Genomic DNA, 19,325 nt, shown 5'->3' with positions numbered 1-19,325 from the left:
AGCTTAGGGAATCTGGAGGAAAGATCAACGTCGCAATGCACAGGATTTCACACCGGTCCATCGCATCACAAGGGAGGTTACAGCAGAAGGAGTATTAAGGTCGCAGTGGCGCGGAACGAACTTTCTCGCCCCGCGCCTGCACCTCTGGCGTGGTCGGCCTTTAGCCAACCCCGGGGTCAGTCGCTGACTTTCAGCACCACCTTGCCGGTCGCCGTGCGGCCACTCAGCGCCGCCAGCGCATTCACATAGTCTTCAAAGGCAAAGACTTCGCTGACTTTCGGCTTGATCTTGCCTTCGCTGTGCATCTGGAACAGCTCTTTCATGTTCTGCACGTGGTTCTGCGGTTCTTTCTGGGTAAAGGCCCCCCAGAATACGCCGACCACGGAGCAGCTCTTGAGCAGGGTCAGGTTGGCGGGGATCTTCGGAATCTCGCCGGCGGCGAAGCCGATGACCAGGAGGCGACCGTTCCAGGCCATGGCGCGCAGGGCCTGCTCAGTGAAATCACCGCCTACCGGATCGTAGATCACGTCCACGCCCTTGCCACCAGTCATCTCCTTGATGACATCTTTCAGGGGCTTGTCGATGTCGCTGTAGTTAAGCAGTTCGTCAGCACCGGCTTCCTTTGCCACCTGCAGCTTGGCATCGGTGCTGGCCGCGGCGATCACGTGGGCGCCCATAGCCTTGCCCAGCTCAACCGCTGCCAGGCCTACGCCGCCACTGGCGCCCAGCACCAGCAGGGTTTCGCCGGGCTGGATGTTGGCGCGTTGCTTGAGGGCGTGATAGGACGTGCCGTAAACCATGGTGAAGGCCGCGCCTTCCTCATTGCTCATGCCTTCCACCAGCGGCAGCAGGCGGTTTTCTTCCACCAGCATTTCCTCAGAGAAGGCGCCATAGCCGGTCATGCCAATTACGCGGTCGCCAGCCTTGAAGCGGGTGACCTTGTCGCCCACGGCGATCACTTCCCCGGCCATTTCACCGCCCGGGGAGAAGGGCATTTCCGGCTTGATCTGGTACTTGCCTTCAATGATCAGCGTGTCCGGGAAGTTCAGGCCTGCAGCCTTGACCTTCACCTTCACCTGGTTGCCCGCAGGTTCCGGACATTCAATGTCCTCAATGACCAGCTTTTCCGCCGGGCCGTACTCTTTGCAGAGAATTGCACGCATGTTGTTGCTCCGATCCTTTATCCGCGTATGGATGTTGTTGGTTGGTGTGGATAGCGGATCAAGCTAACCCGACACCGGTCATGAATCAAATAAAGATAGCTTATGGAAAAACATCATCCCGGTTGATCGGCATCATCCGGCTGCGGTTTGCCATGATCGCCGGGATAGCTACCGTGCGGTTTGATATCCGGCTACAGCGCGGCCCTCACTGACAAATTCTCGATTGACGAGCTCCGTGGTCTGACGGGCTATCCTGAGGTATCATTGCGCCCCTTTAACCATTGATCAAATTCCGTCCGCATCGAGGCTGCCCCCATGCTCGAAAAGTTGTTCCAGTTGCAGGCCCACGGCACCACCGTCAAGCGTGAAGTGATTGCCGGCATCACTACCTTCCTGACCATGGCCTACATCGTGGTGGTCAACCCCTCCATCCTGTCCGGCACCGGCATGGACTTCGGCGCGGTCTTCGTGGCCACCTGTATCGCCGCGGTTATCGGCACGCTGATCATGGGACTGTGGGCCAACTACCCCATCGCCCTGGCGCCAGGTATGGGGCTGAACGCCTTCTTCTCGTTCACCGTGGTGGGCAGTATGGGCTACAGCTGGCAGGTGGCCCTGGGGGCGGTGTTCCTGTCGGGCCTGATCTTCTTCCTGTTGAGCGTTCTCAAAATCAGGGAGTGGATTATCAACAGCATTCCCCTCTCCCTGCGCTTTGGCATTTCCGCAGGCATCGGCTTTTTCCTCGCCTTTATTGCCTTCAAGAACGCAGGCATCGTAATTGATAACCCTGCCACCCTGGTGAGCATGGGTGAAATCAAGACGGCGGAGGCCATCCTGTTTTTCGCGGGATTCGTGGCGATCTGCGCCATGGCTTACCGCAATGTCACTGGCGCGGTGATGATCGGCATCCTGGCGGTTACCGTTGTGGCCATGCTACTGGGCATGGTGGAGTACGAAGGCCTGGTGTCCGCGCCCCCGAGCCTGGAACCCACCCTGATGCAGCTGGACATCGCCGGTGCCCTGAACGTGGGCATGATCTCGGTCATCTTTGCGTTCCTGTTCGTTGACCTGTTCGATACCTCCGGCACCCTGATCGGCGCCGCCCAGCGCGGCGGGCTGCTGGACAAGGACGGCAAGCTGCCTCGCCTGGGCCGGGCGCTGATGTCTGACTCCGTTGCCACCATGTCCGGTGCAGCCCTGGGCACGTCCACCACGACCAGTTACGTGGAATCCACCGCCGGTATTGCCGCCGGTGGTCGCACCGGACTGACCGCGGTGGTCGTTGCGCTGCTGTTCCTCGCCTGCCTGCTGTTCTCACCCATCGCTGCCATTATTCCGCCCTACGCAACAGCCCCTGCCCTGCTCTATGTGGCTGTGCTGATGGCCGGTGGCCTCAAGCTGATTGACTGGGACGATGTGACCGACGCCGCACCGGCCGTGGTAACCGCACTGATGATGCCGCTGACCTTCTCCATTGCCGATGGTATCGCGGCAGGCTTTATCACCTACGCAGCCCTCAAGGCCCTGAGCGGACGCTGGTCACACCTGAACGCCAGCGTTGTGATCATTGCCATCGTGTTCATTCTCAAATTCATTTTCCTCGACGCCTGAGGGCGCCGGAGACTCGCCATGGACTATTTTTCCGAAAGCATCAAGAAAGCCATCCGCACCGTGCCGGACTGGCCCAAGCCCGGAGTATCCTTCCGGGACATCACCACCGTGCTGCAGGATCGCACCGCCTTCCGCAAGCTGGTGGATGCCTTCGTGCACCGCTATCATGACCAGCAGATAGACGCCATTGCGGCCATTGATGCCCGTGGTTTTATCATCGGTTCACCCCTGGCCTATGAGCTCAACGCCGGACTGGTGCTGGTGCGCAAGAAAGGCAAGCTGCCCTTCGACACCCTGGTGGAAGACTACGACCTGGAGTACGGCACGGCGTCCGTGGAATTGCACAAGGACGCCTTCCGCTCGGGCGACAAGGTCGTCCTGGTGGATGACCTGATCGCCACCGGCGGTACCATGCTGGCCGCGAGCCGGCTGATCCGGCAGATCGGCGCGGAAATCGTCGAGGTATCCGCCATGATCGACCTGCCGGACCTGGGCGGGTCTGGCAAGCTGCGGGATGAGGGGCTCAGTGTCTATACTGTGTGCGAGTTTGAAGGCGACTGACCCCGGAGGTCATCATGGCTTACCAGCACCATTGGCAGGACGGCAGCCCGATAGAATGGCCGCCGGGTAAAATAGTCTGCGTCGGGCGCAACTACGCCGCCCACGCGGCAGAGCTGAGCAACCCGGTGCCGGAACAGCCGCTGCTGTTTATCAAACCCGCCACCGCACTGGTGCCCATGACGGCCCCGATCCGGCTGCCCGGGGGCCGTGGTGACGTCCATTTCGAGGCCGAGCTCGCTGTCCTGGTGGGGCGCTCACTCACTTGCGCAAGCCGGCAACAGGCCCTGGAAGCCATTGCCGCCATCGGGCTGGCCCTGGACCTGACCCTGAGGGACCTGCAGTCCGAACTGAAGGCAAACGGCCACCCCTGGGAGCGGGCCAAGGCGTTCGACGGAGCCTGCCCGCTGTCCGGCTTCGTCCCCCTGCGCAATGACGACCACCTGGATGACCTGCGCTTCTCGCTCTCCATCGATGGTGAGCAACGCCAGCAGGGCCATACCGGCGACATGATCACCCCGGTCCTTGAGCTGCTTACCCATATCTCCGAAACCTTCACCCTGCGACCGGGCGACGTCGTGCTGACCGGCACCCCGGCGGGTGTGGGCACCCTGCACAGCGGCCAGCAACTGTCCCTGGAACTGGATGGTAGGTTTCACGTTCAAACCAGCGTAGAGTAACCAACCAACACTTCGCTGGTATCCGAACCCCAGGCATGGCCAAGAAACCCGTCACCTCCCGCCGCGGACGCTTTTTCAAGCTGGCCGGCATGACCGCCTCGGTGGCCGGCCAGTTTGCCGGCTCCCGTGCCCGGCAGTTCCTCGGTCGCGAATCCGACGAGGAGCGCTCCCTTCACTATGCCCGTATGGCCGATGAAATCGTGGACACCCTCGGTGAGCTCAAGGGTGCCGTGATGAAGGTGGGCCAGGTGGCTTCCCAGACCCAGGACTTCCTGCCAAGGGAGTTTTCCGAGGCCCTGCAGCGGCTCCAGAAAGAAGCCCCGCCCATGCCCTTCGACATTATCCGCAAGCAAATCGAGGCTGAGCTTGGCGCGCCGGTGGACGAGCTCTTCAACGACCTGGAGGAAACGCCCTACGCCGCTGCATCCATCGGCCAGGTCCACAAGGCGAAACTCAAAGACGGCAGTGACGTAATCGTCAAGGTACAGTACCCGGGAGTGGATGAGTCCTGCGACTCGGACCTCAAACAGCTACGCATGGCCCTGCGTCTTGGCGGGCTGCTGCGAATGCCCAGGGAGAGTGCCGACCGGCTGTTCGAGGAAATCGGGGTCCGGCTCAAGGAAGAACTGGACTATGAAAACGAGGCAAGCAATATCCGGCGTTTCCGGGCCTACCATGAGCGCCACCCCTGGGTACTGATACCCCGGGTTATCGACAGCCATTCCACCCGCCATATCCTCACCATGGAACTGGCGGAGGGTGACCACGTAAGCCAGGTCACCAACGACCACTACGATCAGTCCACCATCAACCTGCTGGGCGAAAGGCTGTTTATCACCATGGCGGATGAGCTGTTTGACTTCCAGTGCATCCATGGCGACCCCCATGCCGGCAACTTTGCCTTCCGGCCGGATGGAACCCTGATTCTGTATGATTTCGGCTGCGTAAAATCCCTCAAGCCGGCGGTGGTTACCTATTACCGGCAGGCACTGATTGCCGCACTGGAAGAGGATTATGAGGCACTGGACCAGCACCTGGTCAACCTCGGCGCGAGGGTGGCAGAAAAGCCCGCCATCAGTCCCGACTATTACGCTATGTGGCGCAACCTGCTGATTGAACCTTTTCAGGGTGACGAACCCTACGATTTCGGGCAGTCCGACCTGCACCGGCAGATCGCCGCCCATACACACACCGTATTCCGTTACCTTGACCGGTTACAGCCCGCCGTGGACAGCATGTTTATCGACCGCATGGTGGCCGGGCACTACTGGATATTGAGACAACTGGGCGTGCAGGCTGCGTTTCGAAAGCACCTGGACACCTACCTCAGGGACCACTGACCCCGCCGTGGTCACGGTCAGTCCGCGAAAGGCAGTGTCCCGCCTGGTTAATTCGCTAACCTACTGAGCCTAGAAACTCTGCACCGTATGGATATGCCGGGCATCCAGATACCGCTTTGCCTCATTGAGCTGATCGCGCCCCCGCGCATGAACGGATACCACGAATTGCCCCTTGCGAAGCGCTGACCTGGCTTTCGACGCATACACGGTGTGATCGGGGCGCAGGGTAAACAGGCCTCCCAACAACAGACCCGCTACGCCGCCAAATACCACGCACAGTGCACCGGCCCAGACGGCGTTCTGGGCAATGAACGGAATGCCGGATGCCATCAGGATCAGGAACAACAACAGGCCGCCACCCATGCCTGCCAGCCCGAACCACAGGTGGGAACGAACGGCAGTGCGCCAGATACCCCGGTCTTCCGGCTCCAGGGCGGCTCCCTGGCGGGGATCACCGGGGCGAATGATTCGAATCTGCTGGCGGCTCAAACTGGTCGACCGACACAGGTCCTCTGCCACCTTCTGCGCCTCGGTCTCGGTGCCACACTCAGCCGCAAGCTTGTGGCTCACAACCTCACCGGACATATGCATGGTGGTTTTCATGGCAGCCCCCTTCACTTTGATGGCTGGTTCCACCGCCAGTGCAGCGGTGACTGAATGCCAGTCTAGCCAAGGAAATGAAGAGGGAGGAGGAGCGCTAACAATCTTTAATTGTGCGGCCATGTAGCGTAGTGAACGCAACGCGGCTATCAAAGCCCTCAGTGGCTCAGTAGGTCAACGAATTACCCAGACGGGACACTAGCCATGGGCGGCAATGCTGCCATGCCGGAAAATCGAACAAAAGGCGTTCAACGACAGGGAGTTATTAGCCCATCAACCCCTGAACCCAGCGCGGGACACCGACACTGGCGGGTTCACGAAACACCCGGGCCCGGGTCATGGCCGGCACCTCTCCCGGGTCGATTACCGTTACCGGCACGTCGAAATCCACCAGCTCTACCAGGCCCGCAGCAGGGTAAACCTGCAACGAGGTGCCAACGATCAGCAGATGATCCGCCAGCGGCACGATCTGCGCTGCCTGCTCGATCATGGGAACCGCCTCACCAAACCAGACGACATGGGGGCGCAGCTGGGTACCCTGCTCACAGGTATCGCCGAGGCGGATCTCATCGTAGCCCCGATCGTAGACCAGGTGGAGGTGTTCAGAGCTGCGAACCTTGGTGAGTTCACCATGCAGGTGCACCACGTTGGTGGAGCCGGCCCGCTCATGCAGGTCATCGACGTTCTGGGTGATGATCGTCACCCTGTGGGTCTGCTCCAGCTCCGCCAGCGCACGGTGGGCCGCATTAGGTTCGACGTCGGCCAGTTGCCGGCGACGCTGGTTGTAGAAATCCAGTACCAGCTCCGGATCGCGAATGAAGGCTTCCGGGGTGGCGACATCCTCGATGCGATAACGCTCCCACAGGCCCCCGGCATCGCGGAAGGTGGAAAGGCCGCTTTCCGCGCTGATGCCCGCGCCGGTCAGGACTACCACATGGTCTTTCATCTCTACTCCAGCGATTCTTCACGTTGTCTGACGGGCAGGCCGTCTGCACCACTACCCGCTATCACATCCAATAGCTCAGTGGGCTTTATGCGGGGTCAAAGACCTTCCCGGGATTCATAATCCCGTTAGGATCGAAAACCCGCTTGATCCCCCGTAGATACTCGATTTCCACCGGGCTGCGGGTGTACTGCAGGTAGTCTTTCTTCACCAGCCCCACCCCATGCTCGGCGGATACACTGCCCCGATGGTGCTGCACAATATCGAACACCCACTTGTTCACCTGCTGGCACTTGTCGAAGAACTCTTCCTTCGCCATGTCTTCCGGCTTGAGAATGTTCAGGTGCAGGTTGCCGTCACCAATATGGCCGAACCAGATAATCTCGAAGTCCGGGTAATGCTCAGTCACCACCTGGTCAATCTCGGTGAGAAAGTCCGGCACCTTGGAAACCACCACCGAAATATCGTTCTTGTAGGGGGTTCGCGGCGCGATCGACTCGGAGATACGCTCCCGCAGCTGCCACAGGTTATTGGCCTGGGTTTCGCTCTGACTGATGACGCCATCGAGCACCCAACCGTTCTCCACACATTGCTCGAACAGGGCCATGGCGTCTTCCATCACCTGGTCCGACACCGCCTCGAATTCCAGCAGCGCGTAGTAAGGCGCTTCGGTGTCAAACGGCGCCTGCACCTGGCCGTGGCCCAGCACATGTTTCATGGCCTGGTGAGAGAAGAACTCGTAGGCAGTCAGGTCGATGTTCTTCAGGAACGTCTGCAGCACATCCATGGTGTTGGTCAGGTCCGACAGCCCCAGCACCATCACCGTCAGGTTGGTGGGCTGACGGGTGAGTTTCATGGTGGCTTCGGTGATGAAACCCAGCGTGCCCTCGGCACCGATGAACAAATGCCGCAGGTCGTAACCGGTGTTGTTCTTTTCCAGGTCCAGGTTCAGCTCAAGGATATCCCCCTTGCCGGTGACCACTTTCAGGCCCGCCACCCAGTCACGGCTCATGCCGTAGCGGATTACCTTGATACCGCCGGCGTTAGTGGACAGGTTGCCCCCCAGCTGGCTGGAGCCGGCCGAGGCGAAGTCCACCGGGTAAAACAGGCCGTTATCGTGGGCAAAGGTCTGCAGCTGCTCGGTGACCACGCCGGCCTGGCAGCGCACAGTGCGGTCACTGGCGTTGAAATCGAGAATCCGGTTCATGTTGTCGAAGGCCACGACCACTTCGCCGTTGGCGGCAACGGCACCGGCACTCAGGCCTGTGCGACCGCCGGAGGGCACCAGTGCCACCTGGTTCTCGTTGGCAAACTGCACAATGGCCTGCACCTGCTCGGTGGTTTTCGGCAAAATGATAGCCAATGGCCGGGGCGCATACTGTTTGGTCCAGTCCTTACCGTAGGCGTCCAGGTCGGCGGGGTCGGTCAGTACCTTGCCGTCATCCACCAGGGTTTTCAGGGCAGCGATGATCTGTTCCGGGGTCATGGTTTACGGGGTCTCTCAATCGGGCCAGACAGGGGGCCAGCACACCGGATTATGAATTGATCCAGGTGAACGGGCCGGCTGTGAAAATCTCTGGTTATGGTATCATACCGCCCCTGTTCTGTGAGCCCGGACGACCCGGCGCTTCATACTACGCAATAGAAGGTCTGGAAGCTTACCCATGTCAGAAACGTCTCTTGAGAAGAGCAAGATCCGCATCCTGTTACTCGAAGGTGTTCACCAGTCTGCACTGGATACCCTGAACGCCGCGGGCTACACCAATATCGAATACCTGACCCACTCCCTTGGAGAGGAAGAGCTGATCGAGAAGATCGCCGATGCTCACTTTATCGGCATCCGCTCCCGCACCCAGCTTACGGAAAACATATTCGAAGCCGCGAAGAAACTGGTTGCGGTGGGTTGTTTCTGCATTGGCACTAACCAGGTGGACCTGCAGGCCGCTACCCGTCGCGGCGTGGCTGTGTTCAATGCGCCCTTCTCCAACACCCGCAGCGTGGCAGAACTGGTGCTGGCCCAGGCCATCCTGTTGCTGCGTGGCATCCCGGAGAAAAACGCCGTGGCACATCGCGGTGGCTGGCAGAAAACCGCCAAGAACAGCTTCGAGATTCGCGGCAAGAAGCTGGGCATTATTGGTTACGGCAATATCGGGACCCAGTTCTCGGTACTGGCAGAATCCCTGGGCATGGACGTCTACTTCTATGACGTGGTGTCCAAGCTGCCCATCGGCAATGCCAAGCAGGTAGGCTCCCTGAAGGAGCTGCTGAACCTGGCCGACGTGGTCAGCCTGCATGTGCCCGAGACCCCAGCTACCCGTTACATGTTCGGTCCTGAGCAGTTCGCCCAGATGAAACCCGGCAGCATCCTGATGAACGCCTCCCGTGGCACCGTGGTGGATATCGACGCCCTGGCGGAAGCCGTCCGTAGCGGCAAGCTGCTGGGTGCCGCTATCGACGTGTTCCCGGTCGAGCCCAAGTCCAACGACGAGGAGTTCGTGTCGCCCCTGCGGGAGTTCGATAACGTCATTATTACGCCCCATATTGGTGGTTCCACCATCGAAGCGCAGGAAAACATCGGCAAGGAAGTGGCCGAGAAGCTGGCCATGTACAGCGACAACGGCACCTCCGTTTCCTCCGTCAACTTCCCGGAAGTGGCCCTGCCGTCGCACCCGAACCAGCACCGCCTGCTGCATATCCACGAGAACGTGCCGGGCGTTATGTCCGAGATCAACCAGGTGTTCTCCGAGAACGGCATCAATATCTGCGGTCAGTACCTGCAGACCAAGGAAGAAATTGGCTACGTGGTTATCGACGTAGACAAAGCCTATGGCGAGCTGGCGCTGGAGAAACTGCGCAAGGTGAAGGGCACCATCCGCTGCCGTGTTCTTTTCTGAGCAGACTGCTGCAAGCTGACAAGCTGAAAGGGGGTGCCAGGCGGCACCCCCTTTTTCGTTGCTGGACCAGCCACCCACACAGCAAAATCCCGGCCTGGCGTCTATAATTGATCATTATCAAACAAATGCCAGTTCGCCATGAAAAGAACACACTTCTGGCGCACACTGGTGTTTGCATCTTTTGACAATAATCGAGAGGGAAGCTGATCGTGAAATTCCTGCCCATCACCTTACTCGCCATAGGCGCAGCTGCCCTGCCCGGCTGGGCCTCCGCCGCCTCTGAGGGCGATCCCCAGAAAGGTAAGGAAGCTGCCGGCGTATGCGTTGCCTGCCACCAGGCTGATGGCACTGGCAAGAACAACCCCAATGGCGAATCCTGGCCGCAACTGGCGGGACTGAACGCGAACTACATTGCCAAGCAACTGCAGGACTACAAGTCCGGGCAGCGTGAGAACGCGACCATGAAACCCTTCGCCAACATGCTTTCGGAACAACAGATCGCCGATGTGGCGGCCTACTACAGCCAGCTTACCCCCGGCCAGGGCCAGGGTGGTGACAGTGCGGACGAAGCCACCCTCGCGCGCGGCGAAATGCTGGCGCAGCGCGGCGACTGGGCGGACTACATTGTCTCCTGCAAAAGCTGCCACGGACCAGGCAACCAGGGCGCCGGTGAGGTTTTCCCGGGCATTGCCGGCCAGCATGCCGGTTATATCGAGGCCCAGCTCAAAGCCTGGCAGGAGGGCACCCGCACGAACGACACCCAGGACCTGATGGGTACGATTGCGCGGCGCATGAGTGACGAAGATATCCGCGCCGTTGCCGCCTGGCTGTCCACCCAGCCGCCGCAGTCCAACTGAGAGGAGATGAAGCCATGAAAACGTCCTTTGCCATCACAGCGCTGGCCGGCTCACTCCTGTTTGCCGGGGGTGTTGTCGCCAGCGAACGCACCGAAGCCTATGTAAACACCCTGACCGAGTTGGGCTACCCCGCTCCCGAAGACAATGAGCTTGTGCACATTCCGCCCACCATGCAGGACCTGGAAGACTCCGATACGCATCCGGAGTTCAAACGCGTCATCCGCCGTGGCTATGACCTGTTTACCGATACCCAGCAACTGCGCGGCGAGAACGTGTTCAACGACATGAACTGCTCCAGTTGCCACCTGGGTGAAGGCCGCATGCCGTTCAGCGCCCCGGTATGGCCGGCTGCGGTCACCCTGCCCGGCTTCCGTGGCAAGAACGGCCACGTCAACAACCTGGAAGAGCGCATCGCTGGTTGTTTCACCTACTCCATGAACGGCAAGCCCCCGGAGTACGGCAGTGACAACATGCTGGCCCTGGCGGCCTATCACCAGTGGCTGGCGAAGGGTGTTGAGATGTACCCCGACAAGCCCATCTACGGCCGCGGCTTCCCCGCCCCGGACCGTCCGGAAGAGCTGAGCTACGCCAATGGTGAAAAGCTGTACCAGGAGCAGTGCGCGGTCTGCCACGATGAAAACGGTGTGGGCCTGCAGGTGGACGGCAAGACGGTCTTCCCTGCACCCTGGGGGGATGGCTCCAACAACTGGGGTGCCGGCATGGTCCGCGTCTTTACGGCAGCCGGCTTTATCAAGAACAACATGCCCCTTGGGCAGCCCCTGTCACTGAGTGACCAGGAAGCCTGGGACATCGCCTACTACATCAGCAACCAGGAACGCCCGCAAGACCCGCGCTACACAGGGGATATCAAGGAGACCCTGGAGAAATACGGGCCGACCTTCCACAAGCACTCTCTGTACGGCCAGGCCCGGGAGACCGATGGCAAGGTGCTGGGTGATCATTCCAATACCGGTGAAAAGGACTTCCTGAAGCCGGACACCGTACGACCAAGGACCTTCGAGTAACAACCACAGAACCTCAAAGGCCTCCGCTGCGGAGGCCTTTTTTGTATTCCTGCCAGTACCGAAGTCAGTCGCTGGCGAACTCCAGGTAGCGGCTTGCTGCCTGCTTCTTTTCGTCCTGGCTGCTGAGCAGTTCCAGGCGCAGCCGGTCGATAATGCTGAAATAATCCTTCAGGGGGGAATCGTTCTCCCCGGTCTCCTTTGCCTTTTCGATAAAGGCTTGCTGCTTTTCCCGAATCTCGTTGAGCTTTACCAGGGCCTTCTGAATGGCCTCAACCCGCGCGTCTACGACCTCGCCCCTGGCCTGCCCATCACGCCCGCCGGGCTCTCCGTCATTGCGAACGCCCAGCGATGTTTCGACGGACGGGGCCGGCTGCGTATTTTGCTCGGCCAGGTCCAGTTCTTCCAGCGTACGCACCTCGCCGTCCGTGGTCAGATAGATACCCGAGGCCTTGATCTGCCCAAGGGGCACACCCTGCGGGTTGGTGAGGGTAAAGCGGTCATCCGCACTGTCCACATACAGGGCCTGGACACCGACCTCCGCCAGGGAGCGCAGCTGCTGGCCGCCCTCTGCCGTTTGTATCCACACAGAAAGGGACTCGAAGACCTCGTCACTGGCATCAATCCAGCGATTACCGTCGTCATCGTAGCTGGCCAGTTCGCTGAAACCGGAACCGGACTGTGGCCCGAACAGCTCGCTGCCATCGTCGACCTTGCCGTTGCCATTGCGGTCAAACACCAGGTAGCCGCTGCCACTTCCGAGGGACGCATACTCGCCGGTCTTACCGTCGCCGTTCAGGTCAAACTCGAACAGGGTGTCATTCAGGCGGGCGGTGGAAGCGCCAAAGTTGATCACCAGCGGATCCGTCAGCGGGCGTTCCTGGATCTGCACCAGCTCCGAGTACTCGTAGCTTCGCGATTGGGAGTGCCGGAGTGACAGGGTGAAGTCGATGGTTTCGCCATTGTCCAGGGTGATACTGCCAGTGGAGGCAAAGCTGCGGCTCTCACTCTCTGAATAGAAGGTGTATTGGCCGGCGGTTACGGACAACCCGCCGCTGGCCTCTGCCCCGGCGCCTTCGCCAAAAGCCGCCCGGCTGACCGTCAGGGCCTGCTGACCCTGCAGGAAAAGCTCAGAGGATTTCTCTACCAGTTCAGCGCTGGTAAACGTGGCCTGCCGATCATTGCCGCTGACCTGGCTGGTACTGTTGAATGCCAATTGCTCCTGGCTGCTGTAGCGGTATGCCGCCTGCCGGAACAGGGACAACTGCGTCCCATTGGCCTGCTGCTCACTCGGCAGTGGCGCGGAAGCGCCCTGGTTGACTCGTAGCTGGCTGGCATCCAGCATCGAAACCTGACGGGTGCTGTTCGCGTTGAGGGAAATCTGACTGGATGAAATCACGATGGCTGACCTCTTGATAACCTACAGGGGTTATCGGCAGCACCGGTGAAAACTTGAACAACTCCGTGTCGGGCTGGTGCGAATGCAGCCATCCATACACTTTTCGTGGCGCCGGCTGCCTGCGCGACAGGTCTTCCCATCGCGCAGACACCGGGTTCAGCCCTGGTCAGGCAAGGGCTGACGCTTACTCAAAAACCGGCTCTTCCCACCAGGGGAAAAACTCCGGCATATCCGTGGAAACCTTGTTCGGGAACTCCGCCGGGCGTTTTTCCAGGAAGGAACTGACGCCTTCATGGGCATCGGCCGCTTCACCACGTGCCTGGATAGACCGGCTGTCGATACGATGGGCGTACATGGGGTGCGGTGCCGCGGACATACGCCACATCATCTGCCGTGCCAGGGCCACGGAAACCGGCGCTGTGTTGTCCGCGATTTCCCGGGCCAGCTCATACGCTGCCGGCAGCAGGTCGTCCGGCTCGTGCACAGACCGGACCAGGCCATGCTTGAGCGCCTCGTCGGCACCGAAGATACGTCCGGTCATGGTCCATTCCACGGCGGCCTGCATACCAACCAGGCGGGGCAGGAACCAGCTGGAAGCCGCCTCCGGCGTGATGCCCCGGCGCACGAACACGAAGCCAAACCGGGCCGTAGTCGACGCCATGCGGAAATCCATAGGCAACTGCATGGTCGCGCCGATACCCACGGCCGGGCCGTTGATGGCACCAATCACCGGCTTGAGGCTTTGGTAGATACGCAGGGTATTGGTACCCCCGCCATCGCGATACACATCGCCCACCCGCAGGGACTCCCGCGACAGGTCACCGGACTGCGCCTTGCGGTCAAAGGTGCCACCACCAGACGACAGGTCCGCGCCGGCGCAGAAAGCACGGCCAGCGCCGGTGATGACAACGACCCGCACGTTGTCGTCGGCATCGGTTTCATCAAACAGCGCCAGCAATTCTTCCCGCATTTTCGCGTTGTAGGCGTTGAGCTTTTCAGGGCGGTTCAGGGTGATGGTGGCAATGCCGTCTTTTACTTCGTATTGGGTTGTTTCGAGTTCTGGTAGGGCCATGATTCCTCCGGCTTGTTGGGTTTTATGCAGATTATTCATGCCGCGGCTTGCATACAAATTCATATTGCTTATTAGTCCGGATTCGCGCCAGGAATAGCCCGCTCGGACTCCGGGCGCGTCAGCAAAGTGCCGCGGCTTTACCGCAGCGAATCACCAAGCTACCACGAGGTGCTCAGGTCAGGGGGAACGTTTGAAGAAGTGTCTAGTGGCAGTAGGTTTGCCAATGTTCGCATCCCCATCAAGTTGCTGGTCAATTGCCCTGGTTGTTCTTTTCCTTGCCTGCTCTAAGCAGTGCCTGTCCATGGGGGGCGTCAACAGGAGTGCCTGTCCATGATTCCTGCCATCGAATTCTCAAAATCCGAAAAATAGCATGTCCAACGCAGCCGTGATTTCATCTTGCTGACCGGAGAGGTTTCCAGCCCAGGAATGTAATTCTCTTTCGGGGACTGCCGCCATGAACTGAGTGGCCATTATCAGTTCCTGCCCCTCAATACTGAATACGGGGTTTAGCCGCTGCGCCGGGGAAGGCGCCGAAGCTTTCGGCAACAATGGCACGACAACCCGGGTAACGAATACTCCGACGACTCATTTTACTGCGTAAAATCGAGTCGCGGTATCTTACGTTACGCAGGGCTTTGGGCGGCGGGAGCCGTCCAAAGCAAAGATAACGTGACCGGTATTCTCGGCTTGGAGCCGGGGCTTCGGCCCGGCTCCAACTGATCAGCCTCACGACCTCTCAGGAAAAACTTAGCGGCAATGTTGTACGTTGCGTTCAGATCGCAGTTGTACACCTTGCCGTTATTGAATCTACACACAGAGTAGTTCCCGTTAACGCTCCGCGTCACCTCACCGCTACCATCGAAGGCATACTTGCTGGTGCCTCGCGCCGCCACGAAGGCCATACGGCCTGCGTGCTCGCGCCACTTCCATTCGGTGAATTCGACGATGCGACGGTGAAGCCATGTGTGGAACTTGCGTCGAAGGCCCCGGCAGGGGCCTTTCGGACGCCAGCCCTTCAGGTGCTCGAACACCATGGTCGTGGCACCATGAGACCTCGCGAACTCAACGAGTTCGCGGGTCATCTGGTGCGCACTGTCCTTGGCGATGTTGAAGCCTTTTCGGTACCACTTGGCGGCGAAGCCACGGGACATTCTCTTGGTTTTGGTTGCGGCGGTGCGGATCATCGACAGTCGTTTGTGCAGACGGTCTATGTCGCTTGGACGGCGGATGAACCGCCGTCCAAGCACAGTGCCGTCTGAGCGCACAATCGACGCCGTGATTGACGTATTCACCCCGAGGTCGACCGCGCTCACGACCTCGGCATTTTTCGGGCCAAGGGTTACTTGCTGTTCGTGAGGAACAGCAAGTAACGCCTTCTTGGCCGTGACCACCAGTTGCGGTGAAACCCGCTTCTGGTTGAGGTCAGCAGCCCGCTTACCGGTTTTCTTTATTGGAACCCGCAGCCAGACCCAGTCAGCACCCTTGTACACCTTGATCTCAGCGGAGCTGAGGTCTTCGGTGTACTTGATGCACTGACCTTTGTACAACGAGGGGAAGGTATTACTCACGCCGAACTGAGGCGGACGCTCGTTCTTATGCCGACGATCACTGGCGGTCTGCCAGTGATCGTAACGGCTCAGGAACGAGCGTACCTGACCGACAGCGTCCATGATGGCGCTTCGGCGCAGGTAGCTGGGGAACTTGTAGAAACGGTTCTGGAAGTAGCGGTACCGAGCCGACGGCCTTTTGGCCGTCGGGTGGATCAAACCCTCCACCACCTTTATCACGTCGTTACCAGCGAGGACGCCGATGGTTGGCCAATGGGCCATGCAGACCGTCGACAGCGCACGCACGTAGCGCTGGTACAGCGCTACGGTGTCGTGCAACGTCTGGCGGTCTGCGGCGTCGGGCCGTAGCGTCCATTTTTCGGTCCTGGTAATCTTCATATTTTAAATACTAGCTTAGGTAAAAATATGAGTAAAGACTTTAGAACCAAGAACCACGCGGCTTTCAGACTCCAGTACCATATTGTATTTGTGATTAAGTACAGGCACCAGTGCCTCAATGGTGAAATACTTTCCAGACTGGAAAGTATTTTCCGTGATGTACTGAGGAAGTGGGATTGTGACCTGTTGGAATTTTCCGGGGAGTCGGATCACGTCCACCTACTGGTGGACGCGCACCCGGCGCTGGAGGTTTCCCGGCTGGCGGGTAATCTGAAGACGGTCAGTGCTCGGCGTATTCGTTCCGAATACACCGAGCACCTGAAGCCGTACTTCTGGAAACCCTACTTCTGGTCCCGCAGCTACTGCGTGGTCAGCGCTGGCGGAGCCAGCTTGGAAACGCTGAAAGCATATATTGAGCAGCAGGACCGTCCTGCCTGAGAGGTAGACCAAACAGCCCGCTTGACTAGCGAGTCATTCCGTTCCACGGAATTGACTCGTAGAATGCGCGGGCACAGGTTCAAGCCACTGAGAATATCAGCCTGAATATCCAGCAAATAGCCACTCCCCTCCATGTTGGTAAAGATGTCAAAACGGGCCATTAGAACTGACGGTGCCTCGCCAGAGGCAAACCACTTGCGTCAACGTAGGCATTCGAGCTTGCCACGGCCTTGGCATTTTCCTTTAACCACGCCTCCCTTTTATGCAACTTCACGGCTTCTGATATTCCAGCCTCTGCCGTCCGTGAAATATTGATACCCAACGCTTTTGCCTCTTCAAGAAGCGCACTATTCAGCGACAAGTTGGTTGGCTTTCGCGGGATTTTCGCAGCTTGTACGTCTTTCATGGCTCCTCCTCTCGAGCGGAATGATGCGCTTACTTTATGCGCATTTTTATACTACATCCGCATTTTTATACTACATCAATGTTGTGAGATCTTTCTAACGGGTTCTATCGGGTGCCTGTCCATGGCTGCGAAAATTCTCCCCATTGATGGCCATCGCATTCAGTGCGGTTCTCGCGGGTTGCGCCAGCTCCGGCGGCAAGGCACCAAACGGCGGCATCGTTGGTGACATCCCCGACGACAGCAAGTTTGCCAAGATTGACATCGGCATGCCTCGGGCCCAGGTTTATGACCTGATTGGGCCCCTACTGACACCAACGCCTACATCACCGGCAAAAGCTTTATTCCATTCTACTTCGGCAACGACGCAGCACGCATGGAAGCGGTTTACAAAGACGAGGGTCGCATTACCTTCACAGGTGCCAGCGGTTTCGGTACCTCGGCGTTCAAAGTGTACCGAATCACCTATGACCCGAGTGAAGACGGCTATAACAACTGATACTCCACGGATGTCGATCCGCCATCCGCTTTTACCAGGGGCCGCAATTGCGGCCCTTGCTGGTTCGGGGCAGCAAATTGCTGATCCATGGGCCACATGGTGACCTGCAATCTATCGAGTGCCTGTCCACGGTCCAGTGTCTATCTCCGCGACCCTTGCGGTGGCATCTTCAAGGTTGTTGGGGTACTGGCCTGCCGAGGGCGGGTCGCCCGCTTGCGTAAGCGGCTGAGGTACTGTGCAATATCCGGGCTACGTTAGTGTTTGCACGAGCACTTTGTGGACATCAGGATTCTTTCTGGCGGGGTGCATCATCACCGTAAAACTTGGCGACACCATCCTCGTAGGTCACGTAATAGTGGCCAAGTCGTTGTTTCCGCTCGAGCTCCCGCTCAACCGCGCGAGAAAGGCTTTCGAGAATGGCGGTCGCTGTAATCTTCTGACTATCGGTGTTGGGGGTCATTTTCGTGACTCAGCAATGAGAAGGCGATAAAGCACTTTATTATGGATTATCCGCTTTTCTCCCTGATTTTCAAACACAAGCGTTGGTGGTCTGTCGCTATTCATCAGGCAGGTGCAGTGATCGGCAGCGGAACTGAATTCATGCAGAAGGTTCCTCAAACTCCGGGGGAACCGGCGTTGGATGTCCTTTTCCGGGATATTGTGACCACCATGATATACGCGCTCAGCAACCCTGAGCCTGGACAGCTCCGGAGTCGGTAGTGCCAGGTAAGTTAGTTCTACTCGCCAACCATTGGACTTTAATTGCTTGACCAACCCCAGATAGGAGCGACCGGATAATGTGGTCTCAAAACTGAAATTTTCACGAGACTGGATGCATTGGTCAATTTGCTTAAGAAATAATCTACTGGCGGTCACCAGTTCTTTTTCTGGCGCAAATGGCGACAGGCCTGCAGCGATAAGATCAGCATTGATGAACCGGGAGATACCTGCCACCTGGGGCAGGAAATCTCGAGCGAAGGTGGTTTTCCCTGAACCATTCGGTCCGGCGATTATCCAGCAGGTAGGTCTATTCAATGTTACGAGTACTCATTTCGATAGGTACAGACGAAGTATAACGGAAGCTATGGGGGCTATCGAGCGGGGCTACTGACTCTTCTCTATCGAGTGCCTGTCTATTCTCTATCGAGTGCCTGTCTATAATCAACTGGGTGTCACCGGAAGGTGAAATCAACACCGAAGCGTTCGGCGAGCCTTGCCAATTATTTGTCGAAGGTCCAGAGGCAGGCGTTCAGTGTAATCAAGGTAGAGGCCAGTAGCGCCATATCTACCAGACCACATCCCAGCCCATAGAGTTTATCACGTTCCACCAGCTCCCTGACTTCTGCCACGCTGGCCTGACTGGCGGGTTGGAGGAGATCGATATCCGCCAGGGTTCTGGAGCGGGGCGCGGGCGGGGTTCCACAGGCCAGCGCTGCAACGACCATGGGGTGTGTCAGCACCCGATCAGATAACAGTAACGCGACGAGATCGGAGTTGCTGACACGAAAGTGGTTGACCCAGACGGAGGTGTCTACCAACACGTTCATGAATCAGGTTTTTCCCTGCGGCGGGCAATCTCTGACATGTCTGGCGCCGCACCGCCGAGCGCGGCCAGACGCTTGGCGGCCCGAGTCCGCACGAATGTACGCATGGCCTCCCGAAACAGCTCCGCCTTGTCCATTCCGGGATCCGCCATCTCGAGCGCCTTCTGATAAAGTTCGTCATCTATGGTCACGGTGGTACGCATGGAACGATCCTTATAATTGATACAAATTTGCATCACAAATAACATCAAGATGGGGGTGGGGCAATTGATTTCGGCTCTAGGAGTCTGCGCGGCAGGAGCCACCTTCTGGCATAATACGTAAAAATTCTTCAGCACCGGAGAATCCGATGAGAA

The 19,325-nt window shown here is 58.7% G+C and carries 21 protein-coding genes and 1 pseudogene; 9 read left to right on the top strand and 13 right to left on the bottom strand.

Going from position 1 to position 19,325, the window contains the following annotated elements:
- Nucleotides 1-176 precede the first annotated feature (176 nt).
- Nucleotides 177-1,163, bottom strand: a complete 987-nt coding sequence (locus MLC59_RS16790; RefSeq protein WP_248236563.1) for an NADPH:quinone oxidoreductase family protein — start codon at nucleotides 1,161-1,163, stop codon at nucleotides 177-179.
- Between the two features lie 315 nt (nucleotides 1,164-1,478).
- On the opposite strand from MLC59_RS16790, the gene MLC59_RS16785 reads away from it, so the two are divergent.
- Genes MLC59_RS16785 through MLC59_RS16770 form a run of 4 tightly spaced genes read left to right on the top strand, consistent with a single transcriptional unit; the run spans nucleotide 1,479 to nucleotide 5,352 of the window.
- The gene (locus tag MLC59_RS16785; RefSeq protein WP_248236562.1) at nucleotides 1,479-2,774 is read left to right on the top strand and encodes an NCS2 family permease; all 1,296 of its coding nucleotides are present in this window, start codon (nucleotides 1,479-1,481) and stop codon (nucleotides 2,772-2,774) included.
- 18 nt (nucleotides 2,775-2,792) lie between these two features.
- Nucleotides 2,793-3,335 (top strand): adenine phosphoribosyltransferase, encoded by a 543-nt coding sequence (locus MLC59_RS16780; protein WP_248236561.1) that lies wholly within the window; start codon nucleotides 2,793-2,795, stop codon nucleotides 3,333-3,335.
- Between the two features lie 14 nt (nucleotides 3,336-3,349).
- A complete protein-coding gene (locus MLC59_RS16775; protein ID WP_248236560.1) occupies nucleotides 3,350-4,012 on the top strand; it encodes a fumarylacetoacetate hydrolase family protein in 663 nt (220 codons plus the stop codon).
- 35 nt (nucleotides 4,013-4,047) lie between these two features.
- Nucleotides 4,048-5,352 (top strand): ABC1 kinase family protein, encoded by a 1,305-nt coding sequence (locus MLC59_RS16770; RefSeq protein ID WP_248236559.1) that lies wholly within the window; start codon nucleotides 4,048-4,050, stop codon nucleotides 5,350-5,352.
- Nucleotides 5,353-5,421: 69 nt separating this feature from the next.
- On the opposite strand, the gene MLC59_RS16765 is transcribed toward MLC59_RS16770, so the two are convergent.
- From MLC59_RS16765 to MLC59_RS16755, 3 genes are all read right to left on the bottom strand, one after another.
- The gene (locus MLC59_RS16765; RefSeq protein ID WP_248236558.1) at nucleotides 5,422-5,955 is read right to left on the bottom strand and encodes a hypothetical protein; all 534 of its coding nucleotides are present in this window, start codon (nucleotides 5,953-5,955) and stop codon (nucleotides 5,422-5,424) included.
- A gap of 262 nt (nucleotides 5,956-6,217) precedes the next feature.
- The gene (locus MLC59_RS16760; protein ID WP_248236557.1) at nucleotides 6,218-6,898 is read right to left on the bottom strand and encodes an SIR2 family NAD-dependent protein deacylase; all 681 of its coding nucleotides are present in this window, start codon (nucleotides 6,896-6,898) and stop codon (nucleotides 6,218-6,220) included.
- Between the two features lie 85 nt (nucleotides 6,899-6,983).
- On the bottom strand, nucleotides 6,984-8,381 hold the full coding sequence (locus MLC59_RS16755; protein ID WP_248236556.1) for an FAD-binding oxidoreductase: 1,398 nt from the start codon (nucleotides 8,379-8,381) through the stop codon (nucleotides 6,984-6,986).
- Between the two features lie 178 nt (nucleotides 8,382-8,559).
- Here MLC59_RS16755 and serA point away from each other — a divergent pair, with 178 nt between their 5' ends.
- From serA to MLC59_RS16740, 3 genes are all read left to right on the top strand, one after another.
- A complete protein-coding gene (gene serA / locus MLC59_RS16750; protein ID WP_248236555.1) occupies nucleotides 8,560-9,789 on the top strand; it encodes a phosphoglycerate dehydrogenase in 1,230 nt (409 codons plus the stop codon).
- A 209-nt stretch (nucleotides 9,790-9,998) separates the two neighbouring features.
- Entirely contained in the window at nucleotides 9,999-10,646 is a 648-nt protein-coding gene (locus tag MLC59_RS16745) for a c-type cytochrome (RefSeq protein WP_248236554.1), read from the top strand.
- Between the two features lie 14 nt (nucleotides 10,647-10,660).
- On the top strand, nucleotides 10,661-11,671 hold the full coding sequence (locus MLC59_RS16740) for a c-type cytochrome (RefSeq protein WP_248236553.1): 1,011 nt from the start codon (nucleotides 10,661-10,663) through the stop codon (nucleotides 11,669-11,671).
- A 64-nt stretch (nucleotides 11,672-11,735) separates the two neighbouring features.
- Here MLC59_RS16740 and MLC59_RS16735 read toward each other — a convergent pair whose 3' ends face one another.
- From MLC59_RS16735 to MLC59_RS16720, 4 genes and pseudogenes are all read right to left on the bottom strand, one after another.
- Nucleotides 11,736-13,067 (bottom strand): hypothetical protein, encoded by a 1,332-nt coding sequence (locus MLC59_RS16735; protein ID WP_248236552.1) that lies wholly within the window; start codon nucleotides 13,065-13,067, stop codon nucleotides 11,736-11,738.
- 184 nt (nucleotides 13,068-13,251) lie between these two features.
- Entirely contained in the window at nucleotides 13,252-14,139 is an 888-nt protein-coding gene (locus MLC59_RS16730) for a crotonase/enoyl-CoA hydratase family protein (protein ID WP_248236551.1), read from the bottom strand.
- Nucleotides 14,140-14,490: 351 nt separating this feature from the next.
- Nucleotides 14,491-14,700, bottom strand: a pseudogene (locus MLC59_RS16725) (CcdB family protein); the annotation flags it as partial.
- Nucleotides 14,701-14,762: 62 nt separating this feature from the next.
- A complete protein-coding gene (locus tag MLC59_RS16720) occupies nucleotides 14,763-16,085 on the bottom strand; it encodes a hypothetical protein (protein ID WP_248236549.1) in 1,323 nt (440 codons plus the stop codon).
- 27 nt (nucleotides 16,086-16,112) lie between these two features.
- Between MLC59_RS16720 and tnpA the strand changes: the two genes are divergently transcribed.
- A complete protein-coding gene (gene tnpA / locus MLC59_RS16715; RefSeq protein ID WP_248236548.1) occupies nucleotides 16,113-16,523 on the top strand; it encodes an IS200/IS605 family transposase in 411 nt (136 codons plus the stop codon).
- Between the two features lie 160 nt (nucleotides 16,524-16,683).
- On the opposite strand, the gene MLC59_RS16710 is transcribed toward tnpA, so the two are convergent.
- Nucleotides 16,684-16,929 carry a type II toxin-antitoxin system CcdA family antitoxin gene (locus MLC59_RS16710; protein ID WP_248236547.1) on the bottom strand — a complete coding sequence of 82 codons (246 nt, stop codon included), beginning with the start codon at nucleotides 16,927-16,929 and terminating at the stop codon, nucleotides 16,684-16,686.
- A gap of 373 nt (nucleotides 16,930-17,302) precedes the next feature.
- Between MLC59_RS16710 and MLC59_RS19975 the strand changes: the two genes are divergently transcribed.
- Nucleotides 17,303-17,425 (top strand): hypothetical protein, encoded by a 123-nt coding sequence (locus MLC59_RS19975; RefSeq protein ID WP_282451057.1) that lies wholly within the window; start codon nucleotides 17,303-17,305, stop codon nucleotides 17,423-17,425.
- A 283-nt stretch (nucleotides 17,426-17,708) separates the two neighbouring features.
- Here the strand turns inward: MLC59_RS19975 and MLC59_RS16705 are convergent, their stop codons facing one another.
- The 4 genes from MLC59_RS16705 to MLC59_RS20170 all read right to left on the bottom strand — a co-directional run.
- Nucleotides 17,709-17,885 carry a hypothetical protein gene (locus MLC59_RS16705; protein WP_248236546.1) on the bottom strand — a complete coding sequence of 59 codons (177 nt, stop codon included), beginning with the start codon at nucleotides 17,883-17,885 and terminating at the stop codon, nucleotides 17,709-17,711.
- Entirely contained in the window at nucleotides 17,882-18,460 is a 579-nt protein-coding gene (locus MLC59_RS16700) for an ATPase (RefSeq protein ID WP_248236545.1), read from the bottom strand. Before MLC59_RS16700 ends, MLC59_RS16705 begins: the two co-directional genes overlap by 4 nt.
- A gap of 185 nt (nucleotides 18,461-18,645) precedes the next feature.
- Complete coding sequence (locus tag MLC59_RS16695) at nucleotides 18,646-18,972, bottom strand: type II toxin-antitoxin system VapC family toxin (RefSeq protein ID WP_248236544.1); 327 nt, start codon at nucleotides 18,970-18,972, stop codon at nucleotides 18,646-18,648.
- A partial coding sequence (locus MLC59_RS20170) for a type II toxin-antitoxin system VapB family antitoxin (protein WP_248236543.1) occupies nucleotides 18,969-19,325 on the bottom strand: 357 nt, incomplete at its 5' end. The genes MLC59_RS16695 and MLC59_RS20170, both read right to left, overlap by 4 nt.

The organism is Marinobacter bryozoorum, from assembly GCF_023156245.1.
Lineage (GTDB): Bacteria > Pseudomonadota > Gammaproteobacteria > Pseudomonadales > Oleiphilaceae > Marinobacter > Marinobacter bryozoorum.
The sequence above is the reverse complement of the archived record's forward strand: the minus strand, read 5'-3'. Positions and strand labels throughout refer to the sequence as shown.